This window comes from Halorubrum distributum JCM 13561 (assembly GCF_000337395.1).
Taxonomy (GTDB): Archaea; Halobacteriota; Halobacteria; order Halobacteriales; family Haloferacaceae; genus Halorubrum; species Halorubrum distributum.
The window spans coordinates 23319-48923 of sequence record NZ_AOJF01000044.1; the positions used below are offsets into that span (position 1 = coordinate 23319).

The window sequence follows — 25605 nt, forward strand, 5'->3', positions numbered from 1 at the left end:
GGTCGCGTCCCCGACCGGCTCGGTCCGGTATCGCGCCGGGCCGGCCGCTCCCGGCCGCTTATGTGCGACGACCAGAAACGACCGACGGATGCCAGCCCTCCCCCTGACCGACCGGGTACGCGCGCTCGGTCGCGGCCGCCGGCCGCGCGCGCTCTCGGTCGCAATCGCCAACCTGCTCCCGCTCGTCGGCGTCGTCGCGCTCGGCTGGAACGCGGCCGCCCTGATGACGCTGTACTGGTTCGAGCTCGGGATCGCGTCCGGCTGGGCGCTCCTCCGCGCGCTGTTCGCCGGCCGACCGTCCGAGATCGAGCGCGAGGTCCTGCTCTCCGGACCGCTCGCGCAGCGACGACTCGGGCTCTCGATCCCTCGAACGGGCCTCTCGATCCGGCTCTCCTCGCTGCTCGTCCTCCCCATTGCCGCGCCGATCCTCGCGGTCGTCTGGGCGGTCGTCGGGACGCTCACGGTCGGCGTCGTCGTCGAGGAGGGGACGGTCCCGACCGTCGTCGACACGGTCGCGCTCGCGACGCTCGCCCTGTTCGTCGGCGAGGGAGCGACGACGCTCGTCGAGTACTTCGGCCGCGGCGAGTACCGCGACCACAGCGCCCAGACGGCGTTCACGGGCGTGTTCGCCCGCGGCGCGGCCATCTTCCTCGGCGCGCTGTTCACCGTCACGATCGTCGCCGCGGGGACCTTAGAGGACGACACGCCGATCTCCGCGCTCGACGCCGACGCGGTCGGACTCCCGCTCCTGCTCGGGATCGTGGCGGTGAAGGCCGCGTTCGACCTCGGCGGGCTGTACGGCGACCGGCTGGCGGCGTTCGACGAGTCGTCGTCGCTCGATCTGGGGTTCTCCTACGACCCTCCCGAGCCGGAACCGGCGGACGGGTCGCTCGCGGAACCGGTCGAGACGGTCCGCCAGCCCCGACGCGCCCGGGTCGCGGGGGCGCTGACGACTCCCCTCGGCCATCCGGGACTGTGGTACATTGCCGCGCTCGGCGCGCTCGCCGGGGTCGTGTTCGCGATCGGGGGCAAGTGGGCGACCGCCGCCGCCCTCGCCGCGGCCGCGGTCGCGGTCCCGCTGGCGATCGCCGCGCTCGACCACGAACTCCGGTACGGACTCGTCGAGTACCGCGCCGGCGGCGACGCGCTCGTCGCCCGCGACCGCCTGTCCGGCGTGGCGCTGTGGCGCGTCGAACCGTGGGACGAGACGGACCTACGGGTGGAGCGGAGCCGACTCGACCGGCGACTCGGGACCGAGACCGTCGCGATCGAACTCCGCGACGACGAGTACCGGATCCCGGGGCTCGACGACGCCGAGCCGGTCCTCGACGTGTTCGACAGGCGGCCGGAGCGTCCCGACGGGTCGGCCCGACCGGACGGGTCGGGCCGATCGGACGAGTGAACGGCGTCACCGTTCCGCGCCGTCCGCTTCGTCCGCGTCGTCGCGCCCGTACAAGGGGTGTGCGTCCCCGACGAGGCGCTTGAACGCGAGGATGACGGCCGCGTGGAAGGCGACGAGGACGGTCACGCTCGCGACGATGATCGCCACCTCGGCGGGCGTCGAGAGCAGGCCGAGCGAGACGATGAGCGTCGTCGCGCACGCCGGCGGGTGGACCCGGTCGGTCGCGATCATCGCCCAGCTGGTCGCCACGAGCGAGGCGACCGCGCTCGCGGTCAGCCGGAACCCCTCGGGGGAGAAGGCGGGCGGCGTCGCCGTCAGCGCGGCGCCGTCGGCGATGACCGTCCACGCCGCCAGCCCGGCGACGCCGCCGATCAGGTGACTCGCGACCACGCGAACGGCGCGCTCCCGCTCGCTCCGGCGGTCGAACGCGAGGACGAACGCCGACGGGCCGAGGCTCGGGAAGACGAACGGCTGGCCGGTCGCCCACGCGACGAGACCGAGGACCGTGAACAGCAGGCCGGCGTACAGGCTGGTCCCCAGACGGCGACGCATTGCGACCCGGTCGGCGAGCGACTCACATAGGCCCGGCGGATCGCCGGCACCGAGGCGCCGAGCCACCTCGGCGACGCGGACGCGGGGCGGCGCTATCGCTCGCGATAGCCGAACCCGAACGACTAATTAGCCCGACCCCGGCCGTGGGGACATGTTCGCGACGCTGCCGGACCTCCTCCGACTGCTCGTCGTTCCCGTCTTCGCGTGGGCGGCGATCCGGGACGTCCGGACCCGGCGCCTCCCGAACCGGCTGTGGCCGCCGCTGTACCTGTTCGGCGCGCTGCTTCTGGTCTGGGAGATCGTGACGATCTGGCCTCTCGGGGGGTTCGTGGAGATGCGATTCCTGGTGCGAGTCGCGATCAGCCTGCTGTTCGTCGCGCCGCTCGGCTACGCCTTCTGGTACCTCGGCGCGTTCGGCGGCGCCGACGCCAAGGCGATGATCGCGCTCGCGCTGGTCTTCCCGACGTTCCCGGCCTACGAGATCGCCGGGATCGCCTTCCCGGTCGTCGACACCCAGCTCGGGGTGTTCTCGCTGACGATCCTCACGAACGCCGTCCTCCTCGGCCTCGCGTACCCGATCGGGCTTGCCGTCCGCAACCTCGTCCGCGGCGAGGTCTCCTCCAGCATGTTCCTCGCGCGCCCGGTCGCGACCGACTCGCTGCCGGACCGCCACGGACGGCTGTTCGAGGACCCCGACGGCCCCACCCGAGGGGGGGTGGACCTCGACGCGCTCCGGATGTACCTCCGCTGGCGCGGCCTCGCGCTCGCGGACCTGCGGGCGGCCCCCGACGATCTCCGCGACCCCGACTCGGTCGGCGAGACGTTCGACCCGACCGACGGCGGGACCCACGTCGGGCCGCGGACGGACGGGGGGCGCGCGGTCGACGCGGAAGCTGACGGCGACGTGGAGAGTACCGCCGACGCCGGCCGCGACTTCGACGACCCCTGGGCGGCCGAGCGCTTCCTCGACGACATCGACCACGGCGCCTACGGCACCGACGCGGCGACGCTCCGCGACGGCCTCGACGTCGTCGCCCGCGAGGACCGCGTGCTGGTCTCGCCCGGGATGCCGTTCGTCGTCCCGATGACCCTCGGGCTCGTCGCCTCGCTGACGTTCGGCGACGCGCTGTTCGCGCTGCTCGGCGCGGTCGGGCTGGTGTGAGCCGGCACCGATGGCCTGATTTATAAACGACCAAGGCGGTGCGGTGGCGCGTGCCTGCGAGCGGCCGTCAGGCCGCGAGCAGCACGCGCGAGGGAGTCGGTCGCCGAGCGAAGCGACGGCGACCGACGAGGCTGGGGAGGTGTGAGGCGCGGTTGCGGTGCGGGGCGGGACTCGAAGGGGCAGCCGCGAGGACGACGGCGCGCGACGCAAGCACCGCAGGGAGCGAACGGAGTGAGCGACCGAGGAGCGTGGTTCGAGAGAGCGAAGCTCTCTCGTCATCACGAGACGCCTCCAGCGTCTCGAACGACAGCGAGCGCACCGAGTCCTCGCGGCTGGGGCTTCGGCGGTGTTCGCTGACGACCTGTGGTCTCCGATTTATAAACGAGCGGTTGGTTATTTAGCGGTGTTCGCCGCCGATTCGGGTCGCGTTAAGTTAGAGGATGAGGCGGACGAGTTCTGAGTGTCTATGGCAGAATTCGACCGCCTCAGCGAACGTATCGCGTGGATCNNGTTTCAGCAATGTCGCGTTAGAGACAGCTCAAAACTGGCTCGAAGCCTTCGCCGTCTACCACAATTCACGTCAAACTTAACGCGAGGCCGATTCGCGGGCAACCATTTATAAACAAAAGTCGACGACCGCGCCGTATCGTCAGCTCTCGGCCCAGACGTCGTCCGCGGCGAGGACGCGCGTCCCGACCGGGCGCTTCACGAACTCGCCGAGGTCGCGGCCGATCAGGTCGCCGACGCCGCGCTGGGCCGCCACGTCGAGCAGCCGCTGGTCGACCGTGCCGTCGACGACGACGACGTTCGGCGCGGGCTCTGCGCCCTCGACCGCGTCGAACGCGTCCGCGGCGTCGACCTCGTCGAGGACGTCGAACTCGTCGCCGAGGAGCCGCGCGCGGCCGGTCTCCCCGTCGACGACCTCGCCGACGTGCCCCGCCATCGTCCGCGGTTCGTCGGGCTCGTCGTCGCCCTCCGCCTCGGCGGCCTCGTCATCGGACACGTCGGACTCGGCGTCGACCTCTCCGCCCTCGCCGACCGGCTCGGCTTGGGATTCATCGCCCTCGCCGACCGGGTCGGCGTCGGTATCGCCTACCGGGTCGGCGCCGGACTCGTCGTCTCCGGCTACGTCGGGCTCGACGCTCCCCCGCGTCTCGTCCTCGTCGGTCGGGGTCGAGTCGGGTTCCGGCGCTTCGCTCGCACCGCCGGACGGGGGCGGGTCGCCGGTGTCGACCGGCGCGTCGGACCCTTCCGACTCGGCCGACTCGGTCTCCGGCTCGATCTCGGGCGACGGGGTCGTTTGGGCCGACGGTCCTGCCGAAGCTCCCTCTGAGGCGTCGCCCGGGAGCGCCCCGCCGTCGCCGACGCGGGCGATCGAGCCGGGGTCGTCGCCGTCGGCGATCTCCTCGTCGCTGGCGGCGGCTCGGAGGTCGGCGGCGTCGGCGAGGCTCGCGTACGGCACCTTCCCGCGGAGCGCCTCGAAGACGGCGTCGCGATCGAGGTCCTCGACGGACTCGCCGGGCGGCGCGAACGCGACGTAGTCGACCTCGCCCACCTGGGCGAGCTCGCGGAGGATGAGCTCGCCGCCGCGGTCGCCGTCGAGGAACGCGGTGACGGTCCGGTCGGCGGTCAGGTCGGCGACCGCCTCGGGGACGTTCGTCCCCTCGACCGCGACGGCGTTTTTGATCCCGCAGTCGAGCAGCGTGAGCACGTCCGCGCGCCCCTCGACGACGATGACGGCGTCGGAGTCGCCGACGCGCGGTCCGGCGGGGAGCCCCTCGTAGTCGACGATGCCCTCGACCCGGGCGGCGTCGCGGACCTCGTCCAGCACGTCGCTGCTCGCGAGGCTCGTCTCCTCGAAGCCGCCGGCGATAAGCTCCTTCGCCCGCTCGACGACCTCGCGGCGCTTGGCCGCCCGTACGTCCTCGATGCTCGTCACCTCGACCGAGGCGTGACAGGGGCCGATGCGGTCGATCGTCTCCAGCGCGGCCGCTAAGATGGCTGTCTCGACCTTGTCCAGGCTCGACGCGACGGTGACCTCGCCGAACGACTGGCCGTTCTCGGACTCGACGGAGACGTCGATCCGGCCGACGCGCGAGGACTCCTGGAGGTCGCGGAGGTCCAGCTCGTCGCCGAGAAGCCCTTCGGTCTGGCCGAACACCGCCCCGACGACGTCGCTCCGCTCGACGACGCCGTCGGCCGCGATGGTGGCGTGAATCAGGTATTTTTCTGTGTCTTTCATGAGTGGTGAATGGTGATGTCGGGCGGTAGCGCCCGTCCGTGTATGGTTGCGTTCCTCGCGGAAAATAGCTATCGCCACGCTCCTCCGGCGGAGGTTATTGAAGAGAAATTCTCTCCAACACTAATCTTCGAATGTATTCGATAGTTCTTAGTGTTCGTAGCTGTATCATAATCTCACATGACGCGCTCACGGAGCGATCTCGTGTGGATACCGACGTTCGCAATACTCGTGGCGTTCGCGGTACCGTGGCCGCTGTGGGGCGTCGACCGCGTCGTCGCGGGGCTCCCAGTCTGGATCTGGTGGCACGTGGCGTGGCTCGGGCTGTGCGCCGCCCTGTTCGCGCTGTTCGTGCGCAGCGGCGCGTGGGAGCGCGGGATGGGACGGTGGGCCGCCGACCCCGTCGACGGAACCGGAAACGGGGCCGTCGACCGCGGGGGTGACCGCCGGTGACGCTCGGCGTCTCGCTCGGGGTCGTCGTCGGCTACCTCGTCGTCGCGCTCGCGCTCGGCCTCGTCGCGTACCGCGTCTCGGAGACGACGGCCGAGGACTACTACCTCGCGAGCCGGTCGATCGGAACGCTCGTGCTGCTGTTCACGACGTTCGCGACGCTGCTCTCGGCGTTCACCTTCTTCGGCGGCCCGAACCTCGCGTACGCGGCCGGTCCCGAGTGGCTGGTCGTGATGGGCACGCTGGACGGCGTCTTATTCGCGGTGCTGTGGTACGTCATCGGCTACAAGCAGTGGCTGATCGGCGCGCGCAACGGCTACGTGACGCTCGGCGAGATGCTCGGCGACCGGTTCGGCTCGACCGGGCTGCGCGCGCTGGTCGCCGGCGTGAGCCTCCTGTGGCTGTTCCCGTACGTCATGCTCCAACAGATGGGCGCCGGCGAGGCGCTCGTCGGGCTCACCGACGGCGCCGTCCCCTACTGGGGCGGCGCGGCGCTGATCACCGGCTTCATGATCCTCTACGTCGCCGTCGCGGGGCTCCGCGGCGTGGCGTGGACGGACACGCTCCAGGGGCTGTTCATGCTCTCTATCGTCTGGGTCGCGGCCGCGTGGGTCGTCTCGGCGCTCGGCGGCGTCGGCGCCGCGACCGAGGGGATGCTGGCCGCCCGGCCCGAGTTCGGAAGCTTCGGCGGCGGGACCTACTCGGTCGGGTTCATCGTCTCGACGGCGATCACCATCGCGTTCGGAGTGACGATGTTCCCGCAGATCAACCAGCGGTTCTTCGTCGCGAAGTCGGGCACGGTGTTGAAGCGGTCGTTCGCCCTGTGGCCCGTCCTCGTCCTCCTGTTGTTCCTCCCCGCGTTCATGCTCGGCGCGTGGGCGGCCGGGGCCCCGATCGAGGTGCCCGAGGGCGCGAACGTGCTGCCGGTCGTGTTGAACGAGTACGCGCCGGCGTGGTTCGCCGCGCTCGTCGTCGCGGGCGCGATGGCCGCGATGATGTCCTCCTCTGACTCGATGCTGCTCTCGGGGTCGTCGTACTTCACTCGCGACCTGTACCGGCCGCTGATCGACGCGGACGCCTCCGAGCGGCGCGAGGCGTGGATCGCGCGGATCGGCGTCGCGGCGTTCGCGACGCTGGCGTTCGTCGCGAGCCTGTTCCGGCCGGGGACGCTGATCGAGGTCGGCGACACCGCCTTCTCCGGGTTCGCGCTGCTCGCGCTCCCCGTGCTCTGCGCGCTCTACTGGCCGCGGACGACGCGCACGGGGATGATCGTCGGCGTCGCGGTGCCGCAGGTCGCGTACCTCGCGGTGGTGTTGTCGGCGGTCGTCGGCGCCGTTCCGACGCTTCCCCGGACCGTCCTCGGCGGTTGGGACGTCGCGCTCGGGCTGATGGTGCTGTCGGGCGCCCTGACGGTCGGCGTGTCGTTGGTCACCGCCCCGACCGAGGAGAGCGATGCCTCCCGGTTCGCGGTTGTAAGTGATTGACAATCTGTAAAACGGTTCGTTCTGGGCCGGCGTTTTGCGTTCCTCTGCCACCGAACCGGAGATGAAAGCCGCTAAAGCCTCAGTCGCTCGCTTATAAATGGTTGATCACGGATCGACGACGAGGGGCTCCAAAGCCCCAGTCGCGAGGGCGGCGCACGCTCGCTGTGCTCCTCGCTCGCGCTGCTCGCTGCGGTGCTTACGTCGCCTGCGCCGCCCTCGCGACTGCCCCTTTGAGTCCCACCCCACCGCGACCGCACAGCACCTCACGCCTCCCCAGCCTCGTCGCTCGCTTCGCTCGCGACTCCCTCGCGCGTGCTCCTCGCGCCCGGTGGGCGCTCGGAGGCACGCGCCACCGCGCTGGTCGGATTGAAATAGCGCCACCGAACCGTTCCCGCCGCGCCGAAGCCGGCGAAAGCCAAAAGACCGCTTCGCCCCGACAACGCGTATGAACGAGCCCGGTACCGAGGGCGTGCTGTTGGACCAGGCGACGCTCCGCGGTCGGCTCGACGACGCGCCGGCGTGGCTCCGGGAACATTACCGAACCTTCCGCGAGTCGATGCTCGGCGAGCGCGACGGGTCGCCGTTCCCCTGCTACTTCGGCATCGAGGTCGAGCGCGAGGGCGACCTCCTGTACGCCGCCTGCGAGTCGACGACGGACCCGGCCGCGCTGTTGCGACTGCGCGACGTGCTGCTCGAATACCTCGACACCTACGACGACCACGCCGACCGCGCGCCGCTCGCAGTGTTCTTTAAACCGCCCGCGGGCGACCGCGGCGAGGCGCACTACCACGAGCGGCTCTGGCACGTGCTGGAGTTCCTCCACGTCCACGACCCCGAGCCGTGGCCCGACGACATCCCGACCGATCCCGACACGCCGCGCTGGGAGTTCTGTTTCGGGGGCGAGGCGCTGTTCCCGACCTCTCGCGCGCCCTTCTACGACGACCGGAAGAGCCGGTACTCGCCGGTCGGCCTGGAGATCACCTTCCAGCCCCGCGCCGTCTTCGAGGGGATCACGGCCGACACCGAGGCGGGCGAGCGCGCCCGCGAGGCGATCCGCGACCGGATGGGGGACTACGACGGGGTCTGTCCCCACGCCGACCTCGGCGACTGGGGCACCGAGGGCGACCGCGAGTGGAAGCAGTACCTCTTCCGCGTGGACGACGACGCGAGCCCCGACGCCTGTCCCCTGTCGCCGACCCGCGACCACCCGAAGGCGCCCGAGCCCCTGCTCGAACCGGGCGCGTGGCGTCGCTTCGCGGACGAGGGCGACGGCGCCTCGGGCGCCGACGCGGACGCGCCCGTCACCTCGGGGCTCGGCGATGACTGACTCGCCGGCGGACGAGGGGTCCGTCCTCCTCCTCGTCGACTTCCAGACCGGCTTCGACGAGCCCGGTTGGGGCGAGCGTAACAACCCCGACGCCGAGGCGGCCGCGGCCGCGCTCCTCGACCGCTGGCGCGCGGCGGATCGCCCGGTCGCGCACGTGCGCCACGCCTCGACGGAGCCGGATTCCCCCTTACGTCCGGACGCCCCCGGCTTCGCGTGGAAGCCGTCGACGGCGCCCGTCGACGGGGAGCCGACGTTCGAGAAGTCGGTCAACGGCGCCTTCCTCGGCTCCGGGCTCGACGCGTGGCTCCGCGAGGCGGGTCACGAGTCGCTCGTCGTCTGCGGGCTCACCACCGACCACTGCGTCTCCACGACGACGCGAGAGGCCGAGAACCGCGGCTACGACGTGCGGGTGGTCGCCGACGCGACCGCGACGCACGCCCGCGAGGCGCCCGACGGGGAGCGGATCGACCCCGAGACCTCCCACCGCGTCGCCCTCGCGCACCTGAACGGCGAGTTCGCGACGGTCGTCGAGAGCGCCGACCTGCTCGCGGAGTGACGGGGGGTCCCGCTGCCGCCCGCGCTCAGTCGTCGGCGGCGTCCGCGGCCTCCGCGCTTCCGCCGTTCGCGCGCTCGGCGGCGTTCGAGAACATTCCGCGCCGCGTCGTGTACAGGAAGTACCCGCCCAGTCCGAGGAAGCCGACGACGTTCGAGGCCGCGACCGCCCAGAAGACGGCCTCGACGCCCCACCCCAGTCCCGGCGTCACGGTGACGCCGAACGCGCCGAACGTCGTCGCGACCGGGACGGCCGCGACCGCGATCGGGAACCGGACCGCCCAGTACTTGACCAGGTCGGCGACGAAGGAGGTCCGGGTGCGGGAGGCGCCGTTGAACCCCGCCAGAAGGGTGTAGGTCCCGCCGAGCGCCCAGTAGGAGGCGCCGAGGATCCGGAGGTAGAGGACCGACAGGGACCGGCCGGTCGCGGTGAGGTCGGGCGCGAGCAGGTCCGCGATCCCGCCGGCGAAGAGGAACTGGACCGCGCCGAGCGCGAGGAACCCGGCGACGACCATCCCCGTGCCGACCGTCGTCGTCCGGCGGGCGCGCTCGGGGGCGTCCGCGCCGAGGTTCTGGCCGATCATCGACTGGGCGGCCTGCTGTATTCCGATGGCGGGTACGACCGCGAGCGTCGCGACCCGGGCGCCGACCGTGTACGCCGCGACGCCCGCCGCGCCGCCGGCGACCGCGACGAGGCCGACGACGAGGACGCGGACCAGCTCGCTCACGCCGCGCTGGCCGCCGAGCGGGAGGCCGACCGAGACGACCTCGCGGACCGCCGCGAAATCGAGCGCGAACGCCTCCGGGGTGAGCCGGAAGGTGTCGCGGCCGATCCCCGCGGCGTACCCGAGGATCCACAGGAGGCTCGCGACGCCCGCGAGCGCGGTGCCGAGCGCGGCGCCGGCGACGTCGAGCCGCGGGGCGGGGCCGACCCCGAAGATGAGCACCGGCGCGGCGACGAGGTTGACGAGGACGCCCACGAGGCTCACGTGGAACACCGCTCGGGTGTCCCCGTACGCCGTGAAGCAGTTCTCGACGGTGTCACCGACCGCGCCGACCGGGAGGACGGCGATCACGATCGCGAGGTACGTCGCGGTCGTCCCGGCGAGCGCCGGGTCCGCCCCGAGCAGCGCCACCACCTCCTCGGCGTAGACGACCACTGGGATCGCGACCGCCGCCGTGACCGCGAGCGCGACGAGCGCGCCGTTGACCGCGACGCGGCGCGCGCCCGCGTCGTCTCCGTCGCCGGCGCGCTGCGAGACGAGGATCTGGGTGCCGACCGCGCCGACCACGACCGTCGCGCCGAGCAGCGACTGGATCGGGAGGCTGAGCCCGACGGCGGCGACGGCGTCCTCGCCGACCCGCCCGAGCCAGAACGTGTCGACCAGCGCGTTGGCGACGTACACGACGTTCTGCGCGACGAGCGGCGCCGCGAGGACGAGCAGCACGCGCCCGACCGGCCCGTCGGTGATCGCCTCGCGGTCGATGTCCAGCATCGAATCGTTCCGGTATTAGATGGGGATAATAAAAGTGTGCTGGTCGTGAACACGCCCCTTGAGCCGAGGCGTCCGCAGCGGGTTCGGTGCGGAGCATCGACAGTCTGATCGCCGAGTGGCGACGGTCGGCCGTCCGGCCGCAGCGAATCCGTCCGCCGAGCGCATCCGATTCGGTCCCCGCGTACGGCCGCTCGACGCCCGCGAAGGGAAACCTCTTAATGGACTACACACGGAGTTCGTGGTATATGAGCAACGGCGACGACGACCCGGCCGACGCCTCCGAGGAGGCCGACGCCGCGGACGACGGCGGGGACGCCGGCGAGCAGACGGAGACGGCCGCCCCGACGCTCCCCGATGACGCGACCGAGGAGTCCCTGAACGAGTACCTCGACGAGATCGCCGAGCGGCTCGAGGCCGCCGAGACGGAGGCCGACCTCGACGACGTCGAGGCGCTCTTGGACGACGCCGAGACCGGGATCGAGGAGGCCGACCTCCCCGAGCCGGACGAGGACGACGAGGACGCCGACGACCCCCGCGGCGACCTCGAGGACCGCGTCGCGGAGCTCCGCGACGGCGTCGCGGACGCCCGCGGCCCCTACGGCGAGGACGTCGTCGACGCCGTCGAGGCCGCGTCCGGGACGGTCTCGGACACCGAGTGGACAGAGGCGGGCCACGACGACGCCGCGGCCGCCGTCGCGTCGTTCGTCGGCGAGGCCGCCGACGCGGTCGACGACGCGGCCCCCGACGCGATCGACGAGGCCGACGAGGACCCCGAGGCGCTGCTCGACGAGGCCGCGGACGGTGAGGAGCCCGCCGCCGCGGAGCCGATCCCCGTCGATCAGCTCACCGCGGCGCTCGACGCCGTCGCCGCGGCGGTCGCCGAGGCCGGCTTCGACGCCGACGAGGACGCGGACGCGATCGCCGCGCTGCTGGCGGCGACCGACGACCTGGAGGCCGCCCTCGACGACGCCGAGGAGTGGGACGACCTCGAGACCCACGAGCAGCTCCGCGCGCAGGGGTACTACGACGTGCTCGGCCACTACAAGGACTTCCCGGTCGAGTGGGCCGCGCTGAAGGAGCACGAGGCGCAGGGGAACGTCGACATGATCCTGCTCGCGCTCGACTCGCTGCAGTCCGAGTTCATGGAGCGCCACTGCCTGGAGGCGTTCGAGCGCATGGGCAAGCGCGGCAAGACCGAGGCGTCCGTCGAGGAGGTCCTCGGCCGCGCCGAGAAGCGCGACCGCCCCGCGATCCGGATCCTCGGGAAGATGGCGGCCGAGGAGGCGACCGACACCCTCGTGGAGTACGTCGACGAGGACTCGAACCCGCAGCTCCAGAAGGCCGTGTTCAAAGCGCTCGGCGAAATCGGCGCGCCGGAGGCCGTCCAGCCGCTCGCGAACCAGCTCGACCCCGACGGCGACACCGACGAGCTGGTCCGCCCCCACGCCGCCCGCGCGCTGGGCCTGATCGGCGACACCCGCGCCGTCGACCCGCTCGCCGACGCCCTCGAAGCGCACCCATCCGACGACGTCCGCGCGGCCGCCGGCTGGGCGCTCCGCCAGATCGGCACCCGAGAGGCGCTCGAGGCGGTCGCCGAGTACGCGGACGAGCGCTCGTTCGTCGTCTCGACGGAGGGCGAGAAGGCGGAGCGCGCGCTCGACGAGGCCGAGCCCGCGCCGACGGCCTGAGACGCGCGCTCGTCCCCCTCGCGGCGGCCGCGAACCCTTTTATCCGATACCGGCGCCACGCTCGCCGTGTCACCCCGTCGTCCGAGCCGCCGGTCCCGCGTCGCCGCGCTCCTCTTGCTCGTCGCCGCGGCGAGCGTCGCCTGCTCGCTTCCGGCCGCGGCCGCCCCGCTCGGCGCCGCCGCGCCGCTCGACGAGGTCGAGCCCACCTCGGCGAACGCCTCCGCCGCCGACAGCGAGCCCCGGATCGTCGGGCTGTACCCGAACCCGACGACCGCGGAGAACCGCGGCGAATACCTCGTCGTCTCCCTGCCGGAGCGCGGGAACTGGTCGCTCTCCGACGGCTACTACGACGCCGGGATTCCGGCGAACGCGAGCGGGACCGTGACGTTGTCGACCGCGCCGAACCGGACCGCGTCGATCCTCGCCGGCGACTCGGGGACGGCCGCCGCGGTCGCAGACCGGCGTCAGATTCGCCGTCTGACCGACTACTTCCCGCTGTCGGCGTCGGGCGACCGGATCGAGCTCCGGCGAAACGGGACCGCGGTCGACGTGGTTTCCTACGACCGCGCCCGCGAGGGGTACCGCTGGCGCGCGTCGTGGGGCGAGTGGCGCCCACGCGGGTACGACCCCCGCTCGCCGGAGTCGACCGCGGACGCGGCCGTGAGGCCCTTCGTCCTCCCGGACAGCCCCGGCGTGCCGGTCGATCCCCTCCGGAGCGCGGACGAGCGCCTGTTCGTCGCCGGCTACACGCTGACCTCGGAGCGGGTCGTCGAGGCGCTCGTCGCGGCCGCCGACCGCGGGGTGCGGGTTCGCGTGCTGCTGGAGGGGTCGCCGGTCGGCGGCTTCCCGGCGCGGAGCGCGGCGCTGATCGACCGGTTGACGGCCGCCGGCGTCGAGGTTCGGATCCTCGACGGCGAGGTCGAGCGGTTCCGCTTTCACCACCCGAAGTACGCGGTCGCGGACGACCGCGCCGTCGTCCTCACGGAGAACTGGAAGCCGTCCGGCACGGGCGGGCACAGCAACCGCGGGTGGGGCGTCGTCGTGGGCGGCAACGGCGAGACGTGGGACGACGAGACGGCGGACGGTGCCGGAACCGACCGGAGCGCCGCCGTCGCGGACGACCTCGCGGCGCTGTTCCGCGCCGACTTCGAGGCCCGCGACGCGCGGCCGTGGCGCGCCTTCCGGGCGGACACCGAGTTCCACGGCGGCGGACGCGCGAACGGCTCCTACCCGACGCGGTTCGACGCGCCCGCGCAGCCGGTCGCGGCGAACGTGACGGTCCTGACCGCCCCGGGCAACGCCGCCGACCGGATCGTCGCGCGTATCGACGCCGCCGACGAGCGGGTGCTCGCCGTCGTGCCGCGGGTGGGCGGTCCGAACGACCGGATCGTCCGCGCGCTTCGGCGCGCCGCGGACCGCGGGGTCGACGTTCACCTGCTGCTCTCCGACGCGTGGTACGACCGCGAGGCGAACCGGAACCTCTCGAAGCGGCTCGCGGACGAGCCGATCGCGGTCGACCTCGCCGAGCCGCGCGGCCGGTTCGGGAAGGTCCACGCGAAGGGGCTCGTCGTCGACGACACCGCGGTCGTCGGCAGCCTCAACTGGAACCCGAGCGCGGAGACGAACAACCGCGAGGTCCTGCTCGCGATAGAGGACGAGTCGGTCGCGGACTTCTACGCCCGCGCGTACGCGGCGGACTGGCGCGGCGGCGGGATTCAGCTGCCGATCGCCTTCGTCGGCGGGTTCGGCGTCGCGCTCGCGGGGGCCGGCGCCGTCGCTCGGCGGGAGATCGCGTTCGGCTGAGAAACCGGGTCGGCGCGAGCGGGTTCCGGACCGCTGCGAGCGGTCGTAACCGCCGGCTCAGTCGTCGAGCGCGATCGTCGACGAGAGCGCCTCGTCGATCTCCGCGCCAGCCATCTTCTCGACGAGCGCCTCGATCACCTCGCTCCGGCGCCCCTTCACGAACTTGATGGAGCCGACGACGAGGTGGCCGCCGCCGGAGACGCCGGCCTCGGGCAGCTCCTCGTTCAGCTCGGTCACCATGTTCGGGATGTCGAGGCGAACCCCGTCCGAGCGGAGGACGCAGAAGTCGGGGCCGTAGCCGATGGTGATGACGGGGTCGCCCGTCTCCTTCACCTTCGCGTCGTGGAGCTCGCCGGTGGTCTTGCCCGGCGCGGGGTACGTGAACCGGTGGGCGTACTCGTCGAGGTCGATCCGGTAGAGGTGCGCGCCCGAGGCGAGCCGCTCGTGTTCGACGTGGTCGTCGACGGCGTCGAGCTGGCGCTCCACGTCGCGCTCGGCGCGCTCGGAGAGGAACTCGACGAGCTCCTCGTGGCGCGCTTCGTCGTCGCACCCCACGTTCAGGGCGTCGTTGACGAGGGTCTTCCCCTCGGAGTAGCGGAGCCAGTGGGCCGCGTAGTCGAGCGCCTCGCCGATGTCGAGGAGGTCGGACTCGTCGTAGCCCGCGCCCTCGGCGAGCGCGACGTAGTCGTCCATCGCCTCCGCCTTCGAGCGGTCGGAGAGGCCGGCGACGGCCGGCACGTGCTCGAGCTCTTCGGTGAGCGACGGGTCGATCAGGCGGGCGAGTTCGACGGACATCATCCCGGTGGTGACCCGGTAGTCCTCGCCGTGGAGGTAGGGGTTGACGTGGGCGTCGAGCAGGGGCTCGACCGCCTCGGGGTCGGGGTGGTGGTGGTCGACCGCCGCGATGGGGATGTCGTAGTGCGCGAGGTTCTCGTAGGCCGGCACGTCCTCCTCGGTCGACCCGTTGTCGAGCATCAACAGGAAGGGGAGCTTCTGGCCGTGGCGGGCGCGGCCCTCCAGGGCGAAGTTGAGGTCGCGGGTGACGTCCTCCATCTCGTAGTAGGGGGCCTTGCTCGGGAGCCGCTTGAAGAGGTGGCGCGCCGCGTCGGGGTCGCCGTGGACCTCCTCGACGAAGTTCTCCAAGGCGAGCTGGACCGGGATCGCGGCGCACATGCCGTCGCCGTCGGCGTGGTGGCGGACGCGGATCGGGCGCCCGGCGAGGACGGTCCGGCGGAGCAGCCGTGCGAGTTCGCGGAGGTCCTCGTGGATCGGCTCGAACGCCTCCCACTCGACCAGCGGGTCGACGTCCGCGGGCTCGGCGCGCTCGTCGAGGGCCGCCTCGAAGCGCTCGCGGGCCTCGGCGGCGCGCTCGTCGGGGAGCCGCGTCAGCGAGTCGACCTCCAGCTGGAGCGCGTTCTCGCGGCTCTCTATCGTCCCCGAGACGTGGACCATGTCGCCGACCTCGACCTCGGGGTACGCCCGGACGCCGGCGGACTCGAAGGCGGCACACGAGAGGACGCCGGAGGCGTCGGCGACGGCGAAGATGGTCGGGCCGCCGGTCTGTTTCGCCTGGACGACCTCGCCCTCGACGGTCACCTCGTCGCCCGGGGTCAGGCCGCGGACCCGCGAGACTGTCGGCTCGTGGGCGACGGTCTCGGTGCGGTAGTCGTCGGGGTCGACGTCGTCGAACGCGACGTCGCCGTTCTCCTTCACCTCGGTGAGCCGGACGATCAGCCGGTCGCCGACGGCGTAGTCGCCGCCGAGGTTCGACTCGTGGACGAGTCCGCTCACGGCGTCGGAGAGGTCGACGAACACGCCGTAGTCGACGACGCCGTTGACCTCCGCGTGATACAAGGCGTCGACCTCGGCGTCTTCGAGGGTACAGTCCGGTGCCAGGTCGTAGACGGTCGGGCGGTCGTCGGCCGCGCGCGCCGACCGGTCCTCGACCGTCCCCTCCGCCGCGTCGGCGTCGGGTTCGGGGCTCGAATCGCCCCGCGTGCCGGAATCCCCGGCGGTGTTTTCGCTCATGGACGCTTCTCGGGAACGGCCGGTGTTAAGCCTGTTCTCTCGGGGCTCGGGCCCCCGGACGCGGCTCGGCAGCGGCGGAGGGACCGCCCCCGTGTCCCGCGGTCCGGAACCCCTATGAGGCGACGGCGACTTGTCTCGTCCATGCGACTGTTCCGCTCGGACGAGCTCCTCGGGATCGCCCGAGAGACCCTGGAGTTCGTGCTCGAGGCGAGCGAGGAGACCCACCCCAACGAGTACATGGGGTTCCTCCGCGCGGACGACGCCCGGAAGCTTGACCTCGACCGGGACGGGCAGGTGATCACCGACGTGCTCGTCATCCCGGGGACGGAGTCGAGCCCGACGAGCGCCAGCGTCCGGACGCACATGAAGCCGAACGACATGCGCGCGGTCGGGTCGGTCCACTCACACCCGAACGGCGCGCTGCGCCCGAGCGACGCCGACCTCGCGACGTTCGGACAGGGGAAGGTGCACATCATCGCGGGCGCGCCCTACGGGTGGGGCGACTGGAAGGCGTTCGACAACGAGGGGAAGCAGACGACCCTCGACGTGCTCGACGTGGAGGTGCCAGACGAGCACTTCTTCGATTTCACACAGGCGGACATCGACCGCGAGCTGGACGACCGAGACTCCGGCGGCTTCCTCTCGTGGTTCAGATGACGCGGGTCGTCGCGCAGGGCACCTTCGACCTGCTCCACCCCGGCCACGTTCACTACCTGGAGGACGCGGCGACGCACGGCGACGAGCTCCACGCAATCGTCGCCCGCCGCACCAACGTCACGCACAAGCCCGAACCGATCCTCTGTGCCCGCCAGCGGCGCGACATGGTCGAAGCGCTCGCCGCGGTCGACGAGGCCCACCTCGGCGACCCGGAGGACGTGTTCGTCCCCATCGAGCGGCTCGACCCCGACGTGATCGTGTTGGGATTCGACCAGCACCACGACGAGGCCGACATCGCGGCCGCCCTCGACGCCCGCGGCATCGACTGCCGGGTCGAGCGCGCGTCGGGGCGGGAACCGAAGTACGAGGACGAACTGCTCTCCAGCGGCGACATCGTCGACCGCATCCTGCGCGAGCGCGGCGAGGGCGGCGACGCGACGCCCTCGTAGGTCGCGGCCGGGGTCCGCCGACCGCGGCGAACGCGCGGACTCGCCAGCGGTGGAAGCGCGGGGTCTAAATGGACTGACTCCCAAGCCGAGGTGAGTGAACGTCCCCGACAAGTTCCCCGCGGTGCTGGCCGCGGCCGCGATGGGCGTGTACCTGCTCGTCGTCGTCGGCGCGACCACCTCCCTCACGGAGGCGGCGACCGCCTGCGGCGGCTGGCCCGCCTGCGGGAGCGGCGCCGCCCTGCCGACGGCGACGGCGGGATGGATCGCCCTCGGCCACCGCGTCCTCGCGGTCGTCGTCGGCCTCCTCGTCGCCCTCTCCGCCGCGCTCGCGTGGCGGCACGGCGCCGACCGCCGGGTCCGCGCCGCGCTCCTCGCCGCGCTCGTCGTCTATCCGGCCCAGGCCGGGGTCGGCGCGCTCGTCGCGCTCGGCGACCTGCCGGCCGCGCTCGGCTCCGCCCACCTCCTCCTCGGGATCGGCATCTTCGGCGCCGTCCTCGCGGCGCTCGCGTGGTGGCTGGAGGCCGAGACGGGGAACCCCGACGACGCCCCCGACGACTTCGAGCCCGGAACCGACCACCTCCCGCCGGTCGAGGAGGCGCCGGAGCCGTCGATTCCGTCCGCGACCCTCCCGCGGCTGAAGGCCACCGCGGCCGCGTACTTCCGGCTGATGAAGCCGCGGCTGATGTGGCTGCTCTGCCTCGTCGCCGCCGCGGCGATGGCGCTGGCGGGCGGCTCCGGTTTCACGCCGCCCGTCGTGGCGGCGACGCTCGCCGGCGGTGCGCTCTCGATCGGCGCCTCCGGGACGTTCAACCACGTCCTCGAACGCGACGTGGACAAGCGGATGCAACGCACCAGCGACCGCCCGCTCGCGACCGACCTCGTTCCCGTCCCGCACGCGCTCGCGTTCGGCGGCCTGCTGACCGTCGTCTCGCTCGCGCTGTTCTGGACGGTGAACCCGCTGACGGCCGCGCTCGGGCTGGTCGCGATCGTATTTTACAGCGTCGTGTACACTCTCGTCCTCAAGCCGAACACGGTCCAGAACACCGTCATCGGCGGCGCGGCCGGCGCGCTCCCGGCGCTCATCGGCTGGGCCGCGGTCACGGGCGAGGTCGGCGGCGGCGGGCTGCTACTCGCCCTCGTCATCTTCCTGTGGACGCCCGCGCACTTCTACAACCTCGCGCTGGCGTACAAGGACGACTACGAGCGCGGCGGCTTCCCGATGATGCCCGTCGTGCGCGGCGAGACGACGACGCGCCGGCACATCCTCTGGTACCTCGGCGCGACGCTGGTCGCCGCGGTCGCGCTCGCGGCGGCAGCGGATCCGCTCGGCGCGCTGTACGCCGTCGTCGGCGTCGGCGTCGGCGCCGTCTTCCTCTGGACGGTCGTCCGGCTCCACTACGAGCAGACGGAGAGCGCGGCGTTCCGCGCGTTCCACGCCTCGAACGCTTACCTCGGCCTGCTGCTGTTCGCCGTCGTCTTCGACGCACTGGTGGTGTGAGGCCGTTGCGGTCGCCGGCGAGCGGACCCCGCCGCCGTCGGCGAACCGAGACGAGATGTGACCCTCGCTTTTAATCCGATTCGCCTTCTACAGTGAGTTATGACACGCGTCGAAATCGAGTACTGCGTCCCCTGTGGCATGTTGAACCGCGCGCAAGACGTCTCCGAGGCGATCCTCAAGCAGTTCGGCGAGAGCGTCGACGAGGTCGCGCTGGTGACCGGCGACGCGGGCGTGTTCGTCGTCCGCGCGGACGACGAGGTCGTCTTCGACAAGGAGGAGGACGAGTACGACGTCGACGCGATCGTCCGCGCGGTCAAGCCGTACGTCGGCGCGACGGCGTAACACGCGGTCGTTCTTTTATAAAAGGCGTCGCACGGACCGATGAGGAGCGCCGCCAGCGGCCAAGCCGTTCGTTTATAAATGGGTGGTCGCGGATCGGCGGTGAACACCGCCAAAGCCCCAGCCGGAAGACGTTCCTGCTCGCTCCCTTCGGTCGCTGTGCGGGCTGCGACTTCCGTGCTCCCGCTCGCTTCGCTCGCGGGGACGCACAGCAACNCTCCGCTTCGCTCCGGCGACTGACTCCAGCGAGAATCGGAGATTCTCTGGCAGCCGGCGCGTAGCGCCGGCGACCTCGCGCGTGCGACTCGCGGCCTGCGGCCGCTCGTCGGCACGCGCCACCGCCCATTTTTAAATAGCATCGCCCGCGTCGCCGCGTCTCAGTCGCCCTTATAAACGGCGCGGGCGGAGTTCGTCACCACGAGGATGCTGCTCGACGCCATCGCGAGCGCGGCAAGCAGGGGGTTGAGGACGCCCGAGAGCGCCATCGGAATCGCCACCGCGTTGTAGACGAACGCCCAGCCGAGGTTCTGTTTCAGCCGCCGGTTCGTCCCACGCGTGAGGGCGAACAGCTCCGGGACCGCAGAGAGCCGGTCGTCGAGCAGGACCGCGTCGGCGGCGTCCGCTGCGAGGTCCGTCCCGGAGGCGATCGAGATCCCGAGATCGGCCGCGGCGAGCGCGGGGGCGTCGTTGCTCCCGTCGCCGACCATCGCGACCGCCCCGTCCGCGCCGAGTCGCCGGACCGTCTCGGCCTTCGCCTCCGGCGGCACCTCGGCGAACACCTCGTCGATCGCGGGGTGGTCCGCGAACCGCGCCGCGGCCGCGGGCCCGTCGCCCGTGAGCACGACCACGCGCCGGCCGTCCGCGTCGAGGTCGGCGACGACCGCCTCCCACCCGTCGCGCACCTCGTCGCCGACGGTCAGGACCCCGCGGACGCGACCGTCCCAGCCGACGTAGACGGGGACGTTCCCGCGGTCGCGGGCGGCCGCCCTCGCCTCGCGGAGCCGGTCCGAGACCGGCCACCCCCGCTCGTCGAAGAGGTCGGGGTGGCCGACGACGACCTCGTCGCCGCCGACGCGCCCCGCGACCCCGCGGTCGAAGACGTCGACGTCGGTCGCGGCGGGGGTGTCGAGCGCGTCGACCTCGGCCGGCGGGCCGTCGCCCGGGTCCGCGGCGGCCGCGGCGCCGCCGTCGGTGGCCGGTCGCTCGCCCGCCGCCTCTCCGGCATCTCCCAGCACGCCCGCGACGATCGCCTCGGCGACCGGGTGGATCGAGGCGCGCTCGACGGCCGCCGCCCGTTCGCGGACGCGGTCGACCGAGGTCCCGTCCTCGGCGGTCCCGTCGAGCAGCCGCATCTCGCCGTCGGTGAGCGTCCCGGTCTTGTCGAAGACGACCGTGTCGACGTCGGCGGCCGCCTCGAAGACGGCGTCGGAGACGACGACGATGCCGCGCTTCGCCGCGTCGCGGATCCCGGCGGCGACCGCGAGCGGCGTCGCCAGCCCGAGCGCACACGGGCAGGAGACGATCAGCACCGTCAGCCCGACGAGCGCCGCGTCGATCGGCGCCGAGCCGAGCGCGAGGGTGGCCGCGGCGCCGACGGCCGCGACCGCCACGACGAGGGGGACGAACACCGTCGCCAGTCGGTCGACGAGCCGCTGGATCCCGGACCGCGAGCTCTGGATCTCCCAGAGCAGTCGCACGAGGGTGTCGAGCGTGTTCTCCGCGTCCTCGCCGACCTCGATCACGACGGGCGAGTCGGTGACGACGGTGCCCCCGCGGACCGGGTCGCCCTCGCGTTTCGTCGCCGGCAGCGACTCGCCGGTGATCAAGGCCTCGTCGACCGCGGCGGTCCCCTCCGCGATTGTCCCGTCGAACGGCACGCGCTCGCCGGGGCGGACGAGGAGCCGATCGCCGGGGGCGACTTCGTCCGCGGCGAGGGTCTCGCCCGCTTCGGTCCGCACGGTGCGGTCCTCGGTCGTCGTCAGGTCGGCGAGCATGCCGGTCGCCCGGCGCTTGATTATCGACTCGTAGTGGTTGCCGGCGGTGACGACCAAGATGACGGCGATGGTCACGTCGAAGTAGAGGTCGGTCCGCCCGACGAGCAGCGCGAGCGTGCTGTACGCGTACGAGCTCGTCGCCGCGAGCGACACGAGCAGGTCCATGTTCGGCTGCCGCGCCCGGAGGCTCACGTACGCCCCTCGGAGGATCGGGTAGCCGGTGTAGAACAGCACGATGGAGGCGAACAGCCAGATCTGCGCGAAGAGATAGGTACCGGAGACGCCGCCGAGGTCGACGATCGGCTCGTAGCCGAAGTAGGTCGGGTAGAGGAAGAGGACGTACCACAGCATCGCCATCATCCCGAAGAAGCCGCCGCCGATGAGGAACCGCACGACCGCGTCGTTGTCCTCCGCGTCCGGGTCGGCGCGGCGGCTCGCCGAGTACCCCGCGACCGAGAGCCGGTCGGGGAGCTCGTCCGCGTCCACGGCCTCCGGGTCGTAGTCGACCCGGATCGTGTCGGTGGCGTAGCTCGCCTCGGCGGCCGCGACGCCCTCCTGCTCGCCCGCCGTCATCTCGAGGAACGACTCGCAGGTGGCGCAGTGCATCCCGTCGACGTGGAGGAACGTCGTCTCCCCGTCGAACTCCTCGCTCGGCGTCGCGTCCGGGCGCCGCGCGTCGAGCTCGTCGAGGTCCTCGACGTCGTCGAGCGAGCGCGCGACGGTCAGACAGCCCCGACAGCAGAACTCGCCGTCGACGTCGGGTGCGGTGTGCGGGTCGTCTCTGACCGGGAGATCACAGAGTGTACAGCCTGTCATACGTGGTCCGGGTTCCATCCTGTCGGTCCGCGGACCGGGTGCGGTGGTCTCACGGCCTGTTCGGGTCGACTACGCGTGTTCGGGGTCGTCCGCGTCACCGCCGACTCCCGGGAAGCTTCCGCCGGTCGCGATCCGGAGGCTCGCCCAGATGAGCAGGACGTTCACCAGCGTGATCGCGACGAAGACCTCCGCTCGGTCCGCGATGAACACTGCCGCGGGAACGAACCCGCCGAGGACCAGGAGCACGCCCTGTTGGATCGAGAAGTCCATACCGTCTCCTATCGCCCGCCGAAAATATATAACACCCGTGTTTTCAGGGTTCGAGAACGGGTGGATCTTATATACTTCTTTGCTGTTACCCCCGCCTATGGGCCAAAACGAGACCGCACACGCTCCGACAGACGACGTGAGCGGTGAGACGGAGGAGTTCGACCCGATCGGGACCCTCACGCTCATCGCGATCTACTTCGTCATCCTAGTGCTTTCGTGGGTGTACATCTACTACATCGAGTTCCTCGGCCGCGATCTCGTCGTTGTGGGGTGATCACAACATGCACATTCACGCCTACGAGAAGATCTGGCTGGCGGCGTCGGTGCTGTTAATCTTGTTCCTCCTCGGGTCGGTCACCTACGGCGCCGTCGGTCCCGGCGTCGCGATGGTGAGCGACACCGAACCGACGGTCGACGCCGGCGCGTTAGACGAGGACGAGCGGTTCTCGGAGCCCCGCGTCGAGCAGGTCGGCGAGGACGAGTACGCGGCGTACGTCGTCGCTCGCCAGTTCGGGTTCCAGCCGGATCCGATCGTCGTGCCCGCGAACAGCACGGTGACGTTCTACGTCACCTCAGCGGACGTGATACACGGGTTCGAGGTCGCGGGCACGAACGCGAACACGATGGTCGTCCCCGGCGAGGTCTCGGAGATCACGGTCGAGACCGACCAGCCGGCCGAGTACGGGCTCATCTGTAACGAGTACTGCGGCGCGGGCCACCACGTGATGGAAGGGAAGGTGAACGTCGTGAGCCAAGCGGAGTTCGAGAGCAGCGGAGGTGACGGCGAATGAGCGAGGCCATCGAGGCCGAGCAGACCTTCGCAGACAAGTTCCCCGAGGAGGCGCGGATCGTCCGGGCGGCGCTGCTCGGTTCGTTCCTCGCGCTCACGCTCGGCGCGATATTCGGGATCATCCAGACGCTCCACCGGACCGGCGTGTTCCGCGGGCTCATCGACTCCACCGACTACTACACCTCCCTCACCGCACACGGGGTGTTCCTCGCGCTCAGCTTCACGACGTTCTTCCTCGTCGGCCTGTTCACGTGGGCGGTCGTGCGGAGCCTCGACCGGCCGCTGCTCAACACCAAGATCACGTGGACGTGGTACGGACTGATGGCCGCCGGGATGACGATGACCGGCGTGTCGATTCTCGCCGGTTTCGTCGACTCCATCGATATGAGCGCGGACGTGTTGTTCACGTTCTACGCGCCGCTGCAGGCGCACCCGATGTTCTACGCCGGGCTCGCGGTGTTCATCGTCGGGTCGTGGATCGCGGGTGCCGACTACTTCCGGACGTGGCTTGCGTGGAAGCGCGAGAACCCGGACGAACGGATCCCGCTCCAGACGTTCATGGTGTTGACGACGATGGCGATGTGGTACATCGCGTCGTCCGCCGTGGCCGCCTCGGTGCTGATCTTCCTGCTGCCGTGGTCGCTCGGGCTGATCGACCAGGTGAACCCGACGCTGACCCGGACGCTGTTCTGGTTCTTCGGCCACCCGGTCGTCTACTTCTGGCTGATGCCGGCGTACCTGCTGTGGTACACGGTCCTGCCGAAGCTCGCCGGCGGGCGGCTGTTCAGCGACCCGCTCGCTCGCGTCGTGTTCGTGCTGTTCCTCCTGCTTTCGACCCCGGTCGGGATCCACCACCAGTACCTCGACCCGGGGATCGCGGAGGGGTTCAAGTTCATCTCGATGACGAACACGATGTTCCTCCTGCTGCCGAGCCTGCTCACCGCGTTCACCGTCGTCGCGAGCGTGGAGTACGGCGCCCGCCAGCGCGGCGGGAGCGGCCTCCTCGGCTGGCTCACCGACCTCCCGTGGCGCGACCCGGCGTTCACGGGGATGATGCTCGCGGGGCTGATGTTCGCCGCCGGCGGGTTCTCCGGCATGGTGAACGCCGGCATGAACATCAACTACATGATCCACAACACGATCTGGGTGCCGGGGCACTTCCACCTCACCGTGGGGACCGCGGTGGCGCTCACGTTCATGGCCGCCACCTACTGGCTCTGGCCGCAGATCACCAACAAGCCGATCTACAGCCGCACCATCGGCCTGGTCCAGGTCGTCGTCTGGTTCATCGGCATGGCGCTGATGTCGAACGCGATGCACGCGCAGGGGATCTTGGGCGTCCCGCGACGGACCGCGGAGCCGGAGTACTCCGGCTTCGACTACCCGACGATGTTCGGCGGGTTCGAGGAGCTCAACATCCAGATCGCGATCGGCGGGACCCTGCTGTTCGTCTCGACCGTCCTGTTCATCGGGAACCTCGTGCTCACGATGGGGAACCCGAAGGTATCGGGGCTCGGGGACCCGATTCCGTCCGCGCTGTCCGGGCCCGACGACTCCCCGAAGGTGCTCGATAACCTCCGGCTGTGGGTCGGTATCGCGCTGACGCTCGTCGTCCTCGCGTACGCGCTCCCGCTGGCGGCGATCATACAGCGCGGCGGCCTGCTCGGCCCCGGTGTCGGCACCTATCCGGTGTGGCTCGCGCCGCTGCTCGACGCGCTCGCGAACGCGGCGGCGACGCTGCTCGGAGGGATCGCCGACGCGTCGGCCTCGCTCGCCGAGGTGGTCGGATGAGCGTCGACATCAGCCGCGGCGGGCTACTCGTGACGCTCGCCATCTTCGGCGTGATCGTCTACGAGATGCGGACCGTCCTCGACTTCGTCGGGATCGAACTGCCGATCATCCCGTACATGGCGGCCGTCTTCGTCCTCGCCGGCCTCTCGATCTGGTTCGTCACGCTGAAGGGCGGGTGGCGCACCGAGCCCGAGGGCGACGAGCCGGCGTAGCGGATCGAAACGCGGTCTCACGGACCCCTCCTCGTCTTTCTTCCGGAACACGGTTCCCGACAGAAGCAGTTATTACCCTCCGGCGACAATAATGCGTATGAGTTCCAATACTGTATCGAGCGAGGCCGAGACGGCCGACGGCGGATCGTCCGGCGGGCGGCGTCCGGTCTCGCTGTCGGACGAGGACGCCCTCGACGACTTCGTCGCCGACGCCGACGCCGCGCTCGTGGAGTTCTACACGGACGGCTGCGGCATCTGCGCGAGCATGGAGCCGGTGATCGGCAACGTGGCCCGCGGCGCCGAGACTGATCTGGCGGTCGGCATGGTGAACCCCCGCGACGACCCGCCGCTGGTCGAGCGGTTCGACGTGCGGAGCGTCCCGCTGTTCGTCCTCTTCGTCGACGGCGAGCCCGTTGCGCGCCGCGCCGAGGGGTTCATCCCGGGCGACGACCTGACGGCGTGGGTCGACGAGCACGCGAACTGATCGACGGCGACACGTCGACCTGAACTCGTTTTGGCAAGTCGCAGACCGACACGACTACCGCCGAAGCCCCGCCCCGCACGGCCCCGCACCTCACGCCTCCCCAGCCTCGTCGCTGGCGGCTG

At 71.3% G+C, this 25605-nt stretch carries 23 protein-coding genes and 1 pseudogene; 18 read left to right on the forward strand and 6 right to left on the reverse strand.

Translation table 11 applies throughout. The features are described from left to right. Positions 1-88 precede the first annotated feature (88 nt). Entirely contained in the window at positions 89-1402 is a 1314-nt protein-coding gene (locus tag C470_RS10920; RefSeq protein ID WP_008367239.1) for a DUF6498-containing protein, read from the forward strand. 6 nt (positions 1403-1408) lie between these two features. Here the strand turns inward: C470_RS10920 and C470_RS10925 are convergent, their stop codons facing one another. Then, complete coding sequence (locus C470_RS10925; RefSeq protein WP_008367241.1) at positions 1409-1954, reverse strand: HPP family protein; 546 nt, start codon at positions 1952-1954, stop codon at positions 1409-1411. 151 nt (positions 1955-2105) lie between these two features. Here C470_RS10925 and C470_RS10930 point away from each other — a divergent pair, with 151 nt between their 5' ends. Together C470_RS10930 and C470_RS16425 are read left to right on the forward strand one after the other, a co-directional pair. Next, entirely contained in the window at positions 2106-3116 is a 1011-nt protein-coding gene (locus C470_RS10930) for a prepilin peptidase (RefSeq protein WP_008367242.1), read from the forward strand. Between the two features lie 512 nt (positions 3117-3628). Further along, positions 3629-3706: pseudogene (locus C470_RS16425) on the forward strand (IS6 family transposase); the annotation flags it as partial. A 59-nt stretch (positions 3707-3765) separates the two neighbouring features. Here the strand turns inward: C470_RS16425 and dnaG are convergent. Further along, entirely contained in the window at positions 3766-5358 is a 1593-nt protein-coding gene (dnaG, locus tag C470_RS10935; RefSeq protein ID WP_008367244.1) for a DNA primase DnaG, read from the reverse strand. A 177-nt stretch (positions 5359-5535) separates the two neighbouring features. On the opposite strand from dnaG, the gene C470_RS10940 reads away from it, so the two are divergent. The 4 genes from C470_RS10940 (at position 5536) to C470_RS10955 (ending at position 9172) form a co-directional block, all read left to right on the forward strand. Beyond that, positions 5536-5808, forward strand: coding sequence for a DUF3311 domain-containing protein (locus C470_RS10940; RefSeq protein ID WP_008367246.1), 273 nt, complete (start codon positions 5536-5538; stop codon positions 5806-5808). Beyond that, positions 5805-7289 (forward strand): sodium:solute symporter family protein, encoded by a 1485-nt coding sequence (locus C470_RS10945; protein ID WP_008367248.1) that lies wholly within the window; start codon positions 5805-5807, stop codon positions 7287-7289. The genes C470_RS10940 and C470_RS10945 overlap by 4 nt, the downstream gene beginning before the upstream one ends. 445 nt (positions 7290-7734) lie before the next feature. Further along, positions 7735-8616, forward strand: a complete 882-nt coding sequence (locus C470_RS10950) for a YqcI/YcgG family protein (protein WP_008367250.1) — start codon at positions 7735-7737, stop codon at positions 8614-8616. After that, positions 8609-9172 (forward strand): cysteine hydrolase family protein, encoded by a 564-nt coding sequence (locus tag C470_RS10955; RefSeq protein WP_008367252.1) that lies wholly within the window; start codon positions 8609-8611, stop codon positions 9170-9172. The genes C470_RS10950 and C470_RS10955 overlap by 8 nt, the downstream gene beginning before the upstream one ends. A gap of 25 nt (positions 9173-9197) precedes the next feature. Here the strand turns inward: C470_RS10955 and C470_RS10960 are convergent, their stop codons facing one another. Beyond that, positions 9198-10664: an MATE family efflux transporter gene (locus C470_RS10960; protein WP_008367254.1), complete on the reverse strand. Its 1467-nt coding sequence runs from the start codon at positions 10662-10664 to the stop codon at positions 9198-9200. A gap of 245 nt (positions 10665-10909) precedes the next feature. Here C470_RS10960 and C470_RS10965 point away from each other — a divergent pair, with 245 nt between their 5' ends. Beyond that, positions 10910-12352 carry a HEAT repeat domain-containing protein gene (locus tag C470_RS10965; protein ID WP_008367256.1) on the forward strand — a complete coding sequence of 481 codons (1443 nt, stop codon included), beginning with the start codon at positions 10910-10912 and terminating at the stop codon, positions 12350-12352. A 66-nt stretch (positions 12353-12418) separates the two neighbouring features. After that, positions 12419-14155: a phospholipase D-like domain-containing protein gene (locus C470_RS10970; RefSeq protein ID WP_239638582.1), complete on the forward strand. Its 1737-nt coding sequence runs from the start codon at positions 12419-12421 to the stop codon at positions 14153-14155. 57 nt (positions 14156-14212) lie between these two features. Here the strand turns inward: C470_RS10970 and C470_RS10975 are convergent, their stop codons facing one another. Next, on the reverse strand, positions 14213-16183 hold the full coding sequence (locus C470_RS10975) for a DHH family phosphoesterase (RefSeq protein WP_007345358.1): 1971 nt from the start codon (positions 16181-16183) through the stop codon (positions 14213-14215). Between the two features lie 141 nt (positions 16184-16324). Between C470_RS10975 and C470_RS10980 the strand changes: the two genes are divergently transcribed. The 4 genes from C470_RS10980 (at position 16325) to C470_RS10995 (ending at position 19129) form a co-directional block, all read left to right on the forward strand. Then, the gene (locus tag C470_RS10980; protein WP_004597232.1) at positions 16325-16840 is read left to right on the forward strand and encodes a Mov34/MPN/PAD-1 family protein; all 516 of its coding nucleotides are present in this window, start codon (positions 16325-16327) and stop codon (positions 16838-16840) included. Beyond that, entirely contained in the window at positions 16837-17289 is a 453-nt protein-coding gene (locus C470_RS10985) for an adenylyltransferase/cytidyltransferase family protein (protein ID WP_008367259.1), read from the forward strand. The genes C470_RS10980 and C470_RS10985 overlap by 4 nt, the downstream gene beginning before the upstream one ends. 94 nt (positions 17290-17383) lie before the next feature. Then, entirely contained in the window at positions 17384-18787 is a 1404-nt protein-coding gene (locus C470_RS10990) for a heme o synthase (RefSeq protein WP_008367261.1), read from the forward strand. A gap of 99 nt (positions 18788-18886) precedes the next feature. Next, on the forward strand, positions 18887-19129 hold the full coding sequence (locus C470_RS10995; RefSeq protein ID WP_007996344.1) for a SelT/SelW/SelH family protein: 243 nt from the start codon (positions 18887-18889) through the stop codon (positions 19127-19129). A gap of 374 nt (positions 19130-19503) precedes the next feature. Here the strand turns inward: C470_RS10995 and C470_RS11000 are convergent, their stop codons facing one another. Together C470_RS11000 and C470_RS11005 are read right to left on the reverse strand one after the other, a co-directional pair. After that, the gene (locus tag C470_RS11000; RefSeq protein ID WP_008367263.1) at positions 19504-21936 is read right to left on the reverse strand and encodes a heavy metal translocating P-type ATPase; all 2433 of its coding nucleotides are present in this window, start codon (positions 21934-21936) and stop codon (positions 19504-19506) included. A 69-nt stretch (positions 21937-22005) separates the two neighbouring features. After that, positions 22006-22206: a hypothetical protein gene (locus tag C470_RS11005; RefSeq protein WP_004597226.1), complete on the reverse strand. Its 201-nt coding sequence runs from the start codon at positions 22204-22206 to the stop codon at positions 22006-22008. 97 nt (positions 22207-22303) lie between these two features. Between C470_RS11005 and C470_RS16140 the strand changes: the two genes are divergently transcribed. The 5 genes from C470_RS16140 to C470_RS11025 all read left to right on the forward strand — a co-directional run bounded on the left by C470_RS16140 (position 22304) and on the right by C470_RS11025 (position 25483). Then, positions 22304-22480, forward strand: coding sequence for a hypothetical protein (locus tag C470_RS16140; protein WP_004597225.1), 177 nt, complete (start codon positions 22304-22306; stop codon positions 22478-22480). Between the two features lie 7 nt (positions 22481-22487). After that, complete coding sequence (locus tag C470_RS11010) at positions 22488-22997, forward strand: cytochrome c oxidase subunit II (protein WP_008367265.1); 510 nt, start codon at positions 22488-22490, stop codon at positions 22995-22997. Beyond that, positions 22994-24787, forward strand: a complete 1794-nt coding sequence (locus C470_RS11015; protein WP_004597223.1) for a b(o/a)3-type cytochrome-c oxidase subunit 1 — start codon at positions 22994-22996, stop codon at positions 24785-24787. The genes C470_RS11010 and C470_RS11015 overlap by 4 nt, the downstream gene beginning before the upstream one ends. Beyond that, a complete protein-coding gene (locus C470_RS11020; protein WP_004597222.1) occupies positions 24784-24999 on the forward strand; it encodes a hypothetical protein in 216 nt (71 codons plus the stop codon). The genes C470_RS11015 and C470_RS11020 overlap by 4 nt, the downstream gene beginning before the upstream one ends. 97 nt (positions 25000-25096) lie before the next feature. Continuing rightward, positions 25097-25483 carry a thioredoxin family protein gene (locus C470_RS11025; RefSeq protein WP_007996352.1) on the forward strand — a complete coding sequence of 129 codons (387 nt, stop codon included), beginning with the start codon at positions 25097-25099 and terminating at the stop codon, positions 25481-25483. The last annotated feature ends 122 nt before the right edge of the window (positions 25484-25605 follow it).

Bases quoted from the DNA above. Each gene is read 5' to 3' on its own strand.
- C470_RS16140 (WP_004597225.1), top strand. From the start codon at position 22,304: ATGGGCCAAAACGAGACCGCACACGCTCCGACAGACGACGTGAGCGGT.
- C470_RS10965 (WP_008367256.1), top strand. From the start codon at position 10,910: ATGAGCAACGGCGACGACGACCCGGCCGACGCCTCCGAGGAGGCCGAC.
- C470_RS10980 (WP_004597232.1), top strand. From the start codon at position 16,325: ATGCGACTGTTCCGCTCGGACGAGCTCCTCGGGATCGCCCGAGAGACC.
- C470_RS10925 (WP_008367241.1), bottom strand. From the start codon at position 1,954: ATGCGTCGCCGTCTGGGGACCAGCCTGTACGCCGGCCTGCTGTTCACG.
- C470_RS10995 (WP_007996344.1), top strand. From the start codon at position 18,887: ATGACACGCGTCGAAATCGAGTACTGCGTCCCCTGTGGCATGTTGAAC.
- C470_RS10955 (WP_008367252.1), top strand. From the start codon at position 8,609: ATGACTGACTCGCCGGCGGACGAGGGGTCCGTCCTCCTCCTCGTCGAC.
- C470_RS11025 (WP_007996352.1), top strand. From the start codon at position 25,097: ATGAGTTCCAATACTGTATCGAGCGAGGCCGAGACGGCCGACGGCGGA.
- C470_RS11020 (WP_004597222.1), top strand. From the start codon at position 24,784: ATGAGCGTCGACATCAGCCGCGGCGGGCTACTCGTGACGCTCGCCATC.
- C470_RS11010 (WP_008367265.1), top strand. From the start codon at position 22,488: ATGCACATTCACGCCTACGAGAAGATCTGGCTGGCGGCGTCGGTGCTG.
- C470_RS10920 (WP_008367239.1), top strand. From the start codon at position 89: ATGCCAGCCCTCCCCCTGACCGACCGGGTACGCGCGCTCGGTCGCGGC.
- C470_RS10950 (WP_008367250.1), top strand. From the start codon at position 7,735: ATGAACGAGCCCGGTACCGAGGGCGTGCTGTTGGACCAGGCGACGCTC.
- C470_RS10975 (WP_007345358.1), bottom strand. From the start codon at position 16,183: ATGAGCGAAAACACCGCCGGGGATTCCGGCACGCGGGGCGATTCGAGC.
- C470_RS10940 (WP_008367246.1), top strand. From the start codon at position 5,536: ATGACGCGCTCACGGAGCGATCTCGTGTGGATACCGACGTTCGCAATA.
- dnaG (WP_008367244.1), bottom strand. From the start codon at position 5,358: ATGAAAGACACAGAAAAATACCTGATTCACGCCACCATCGCGGCCGAC.
- C470_RS10930 (WP_008367242.1), top strand. From the start codon at position 2,106: ATGTTCGCGACGCTGCCGGACCTCCTCCGACTGCTCGTCGTTCCCGTC.
- C470_RS10985 (WP_008367259.1), top strand. From the start codon at position 16,837: ATGACGCGGGTCGTCGCGCAGGGCACCTTCGACCTGCTCCACCCCGGC.
- C470_RS11015 (WP_004597223.1), top strand. From the start codon at position 22,994: ATGAGCGAGGCCATCGAGGCCGAGCAGACCTTCGCAGACAAGTTCCCC.
- C470_RS11000 (WP_008367263.1), bottom strand. From the start codon at position 21,936: ATGACAGGCTGTACACTCTGTGATCTCCCGGTCAGAGACGACCCGCAC.
- C470_RS10960 (WP_008367254.1), bottom strand. From the start codon at position 10,664: ATGCTGGACATCGACCGCGAGGCGATCACCGACGGGCCGGTCGGGCGC.
- C470_RS11005 (WP_004597226.1), bottom strand. From the start codon at position 22,206: ATGGACTTCTCGATCCAACAGGGCGTGCTCCTGGTCCTCGGCGGGTTC.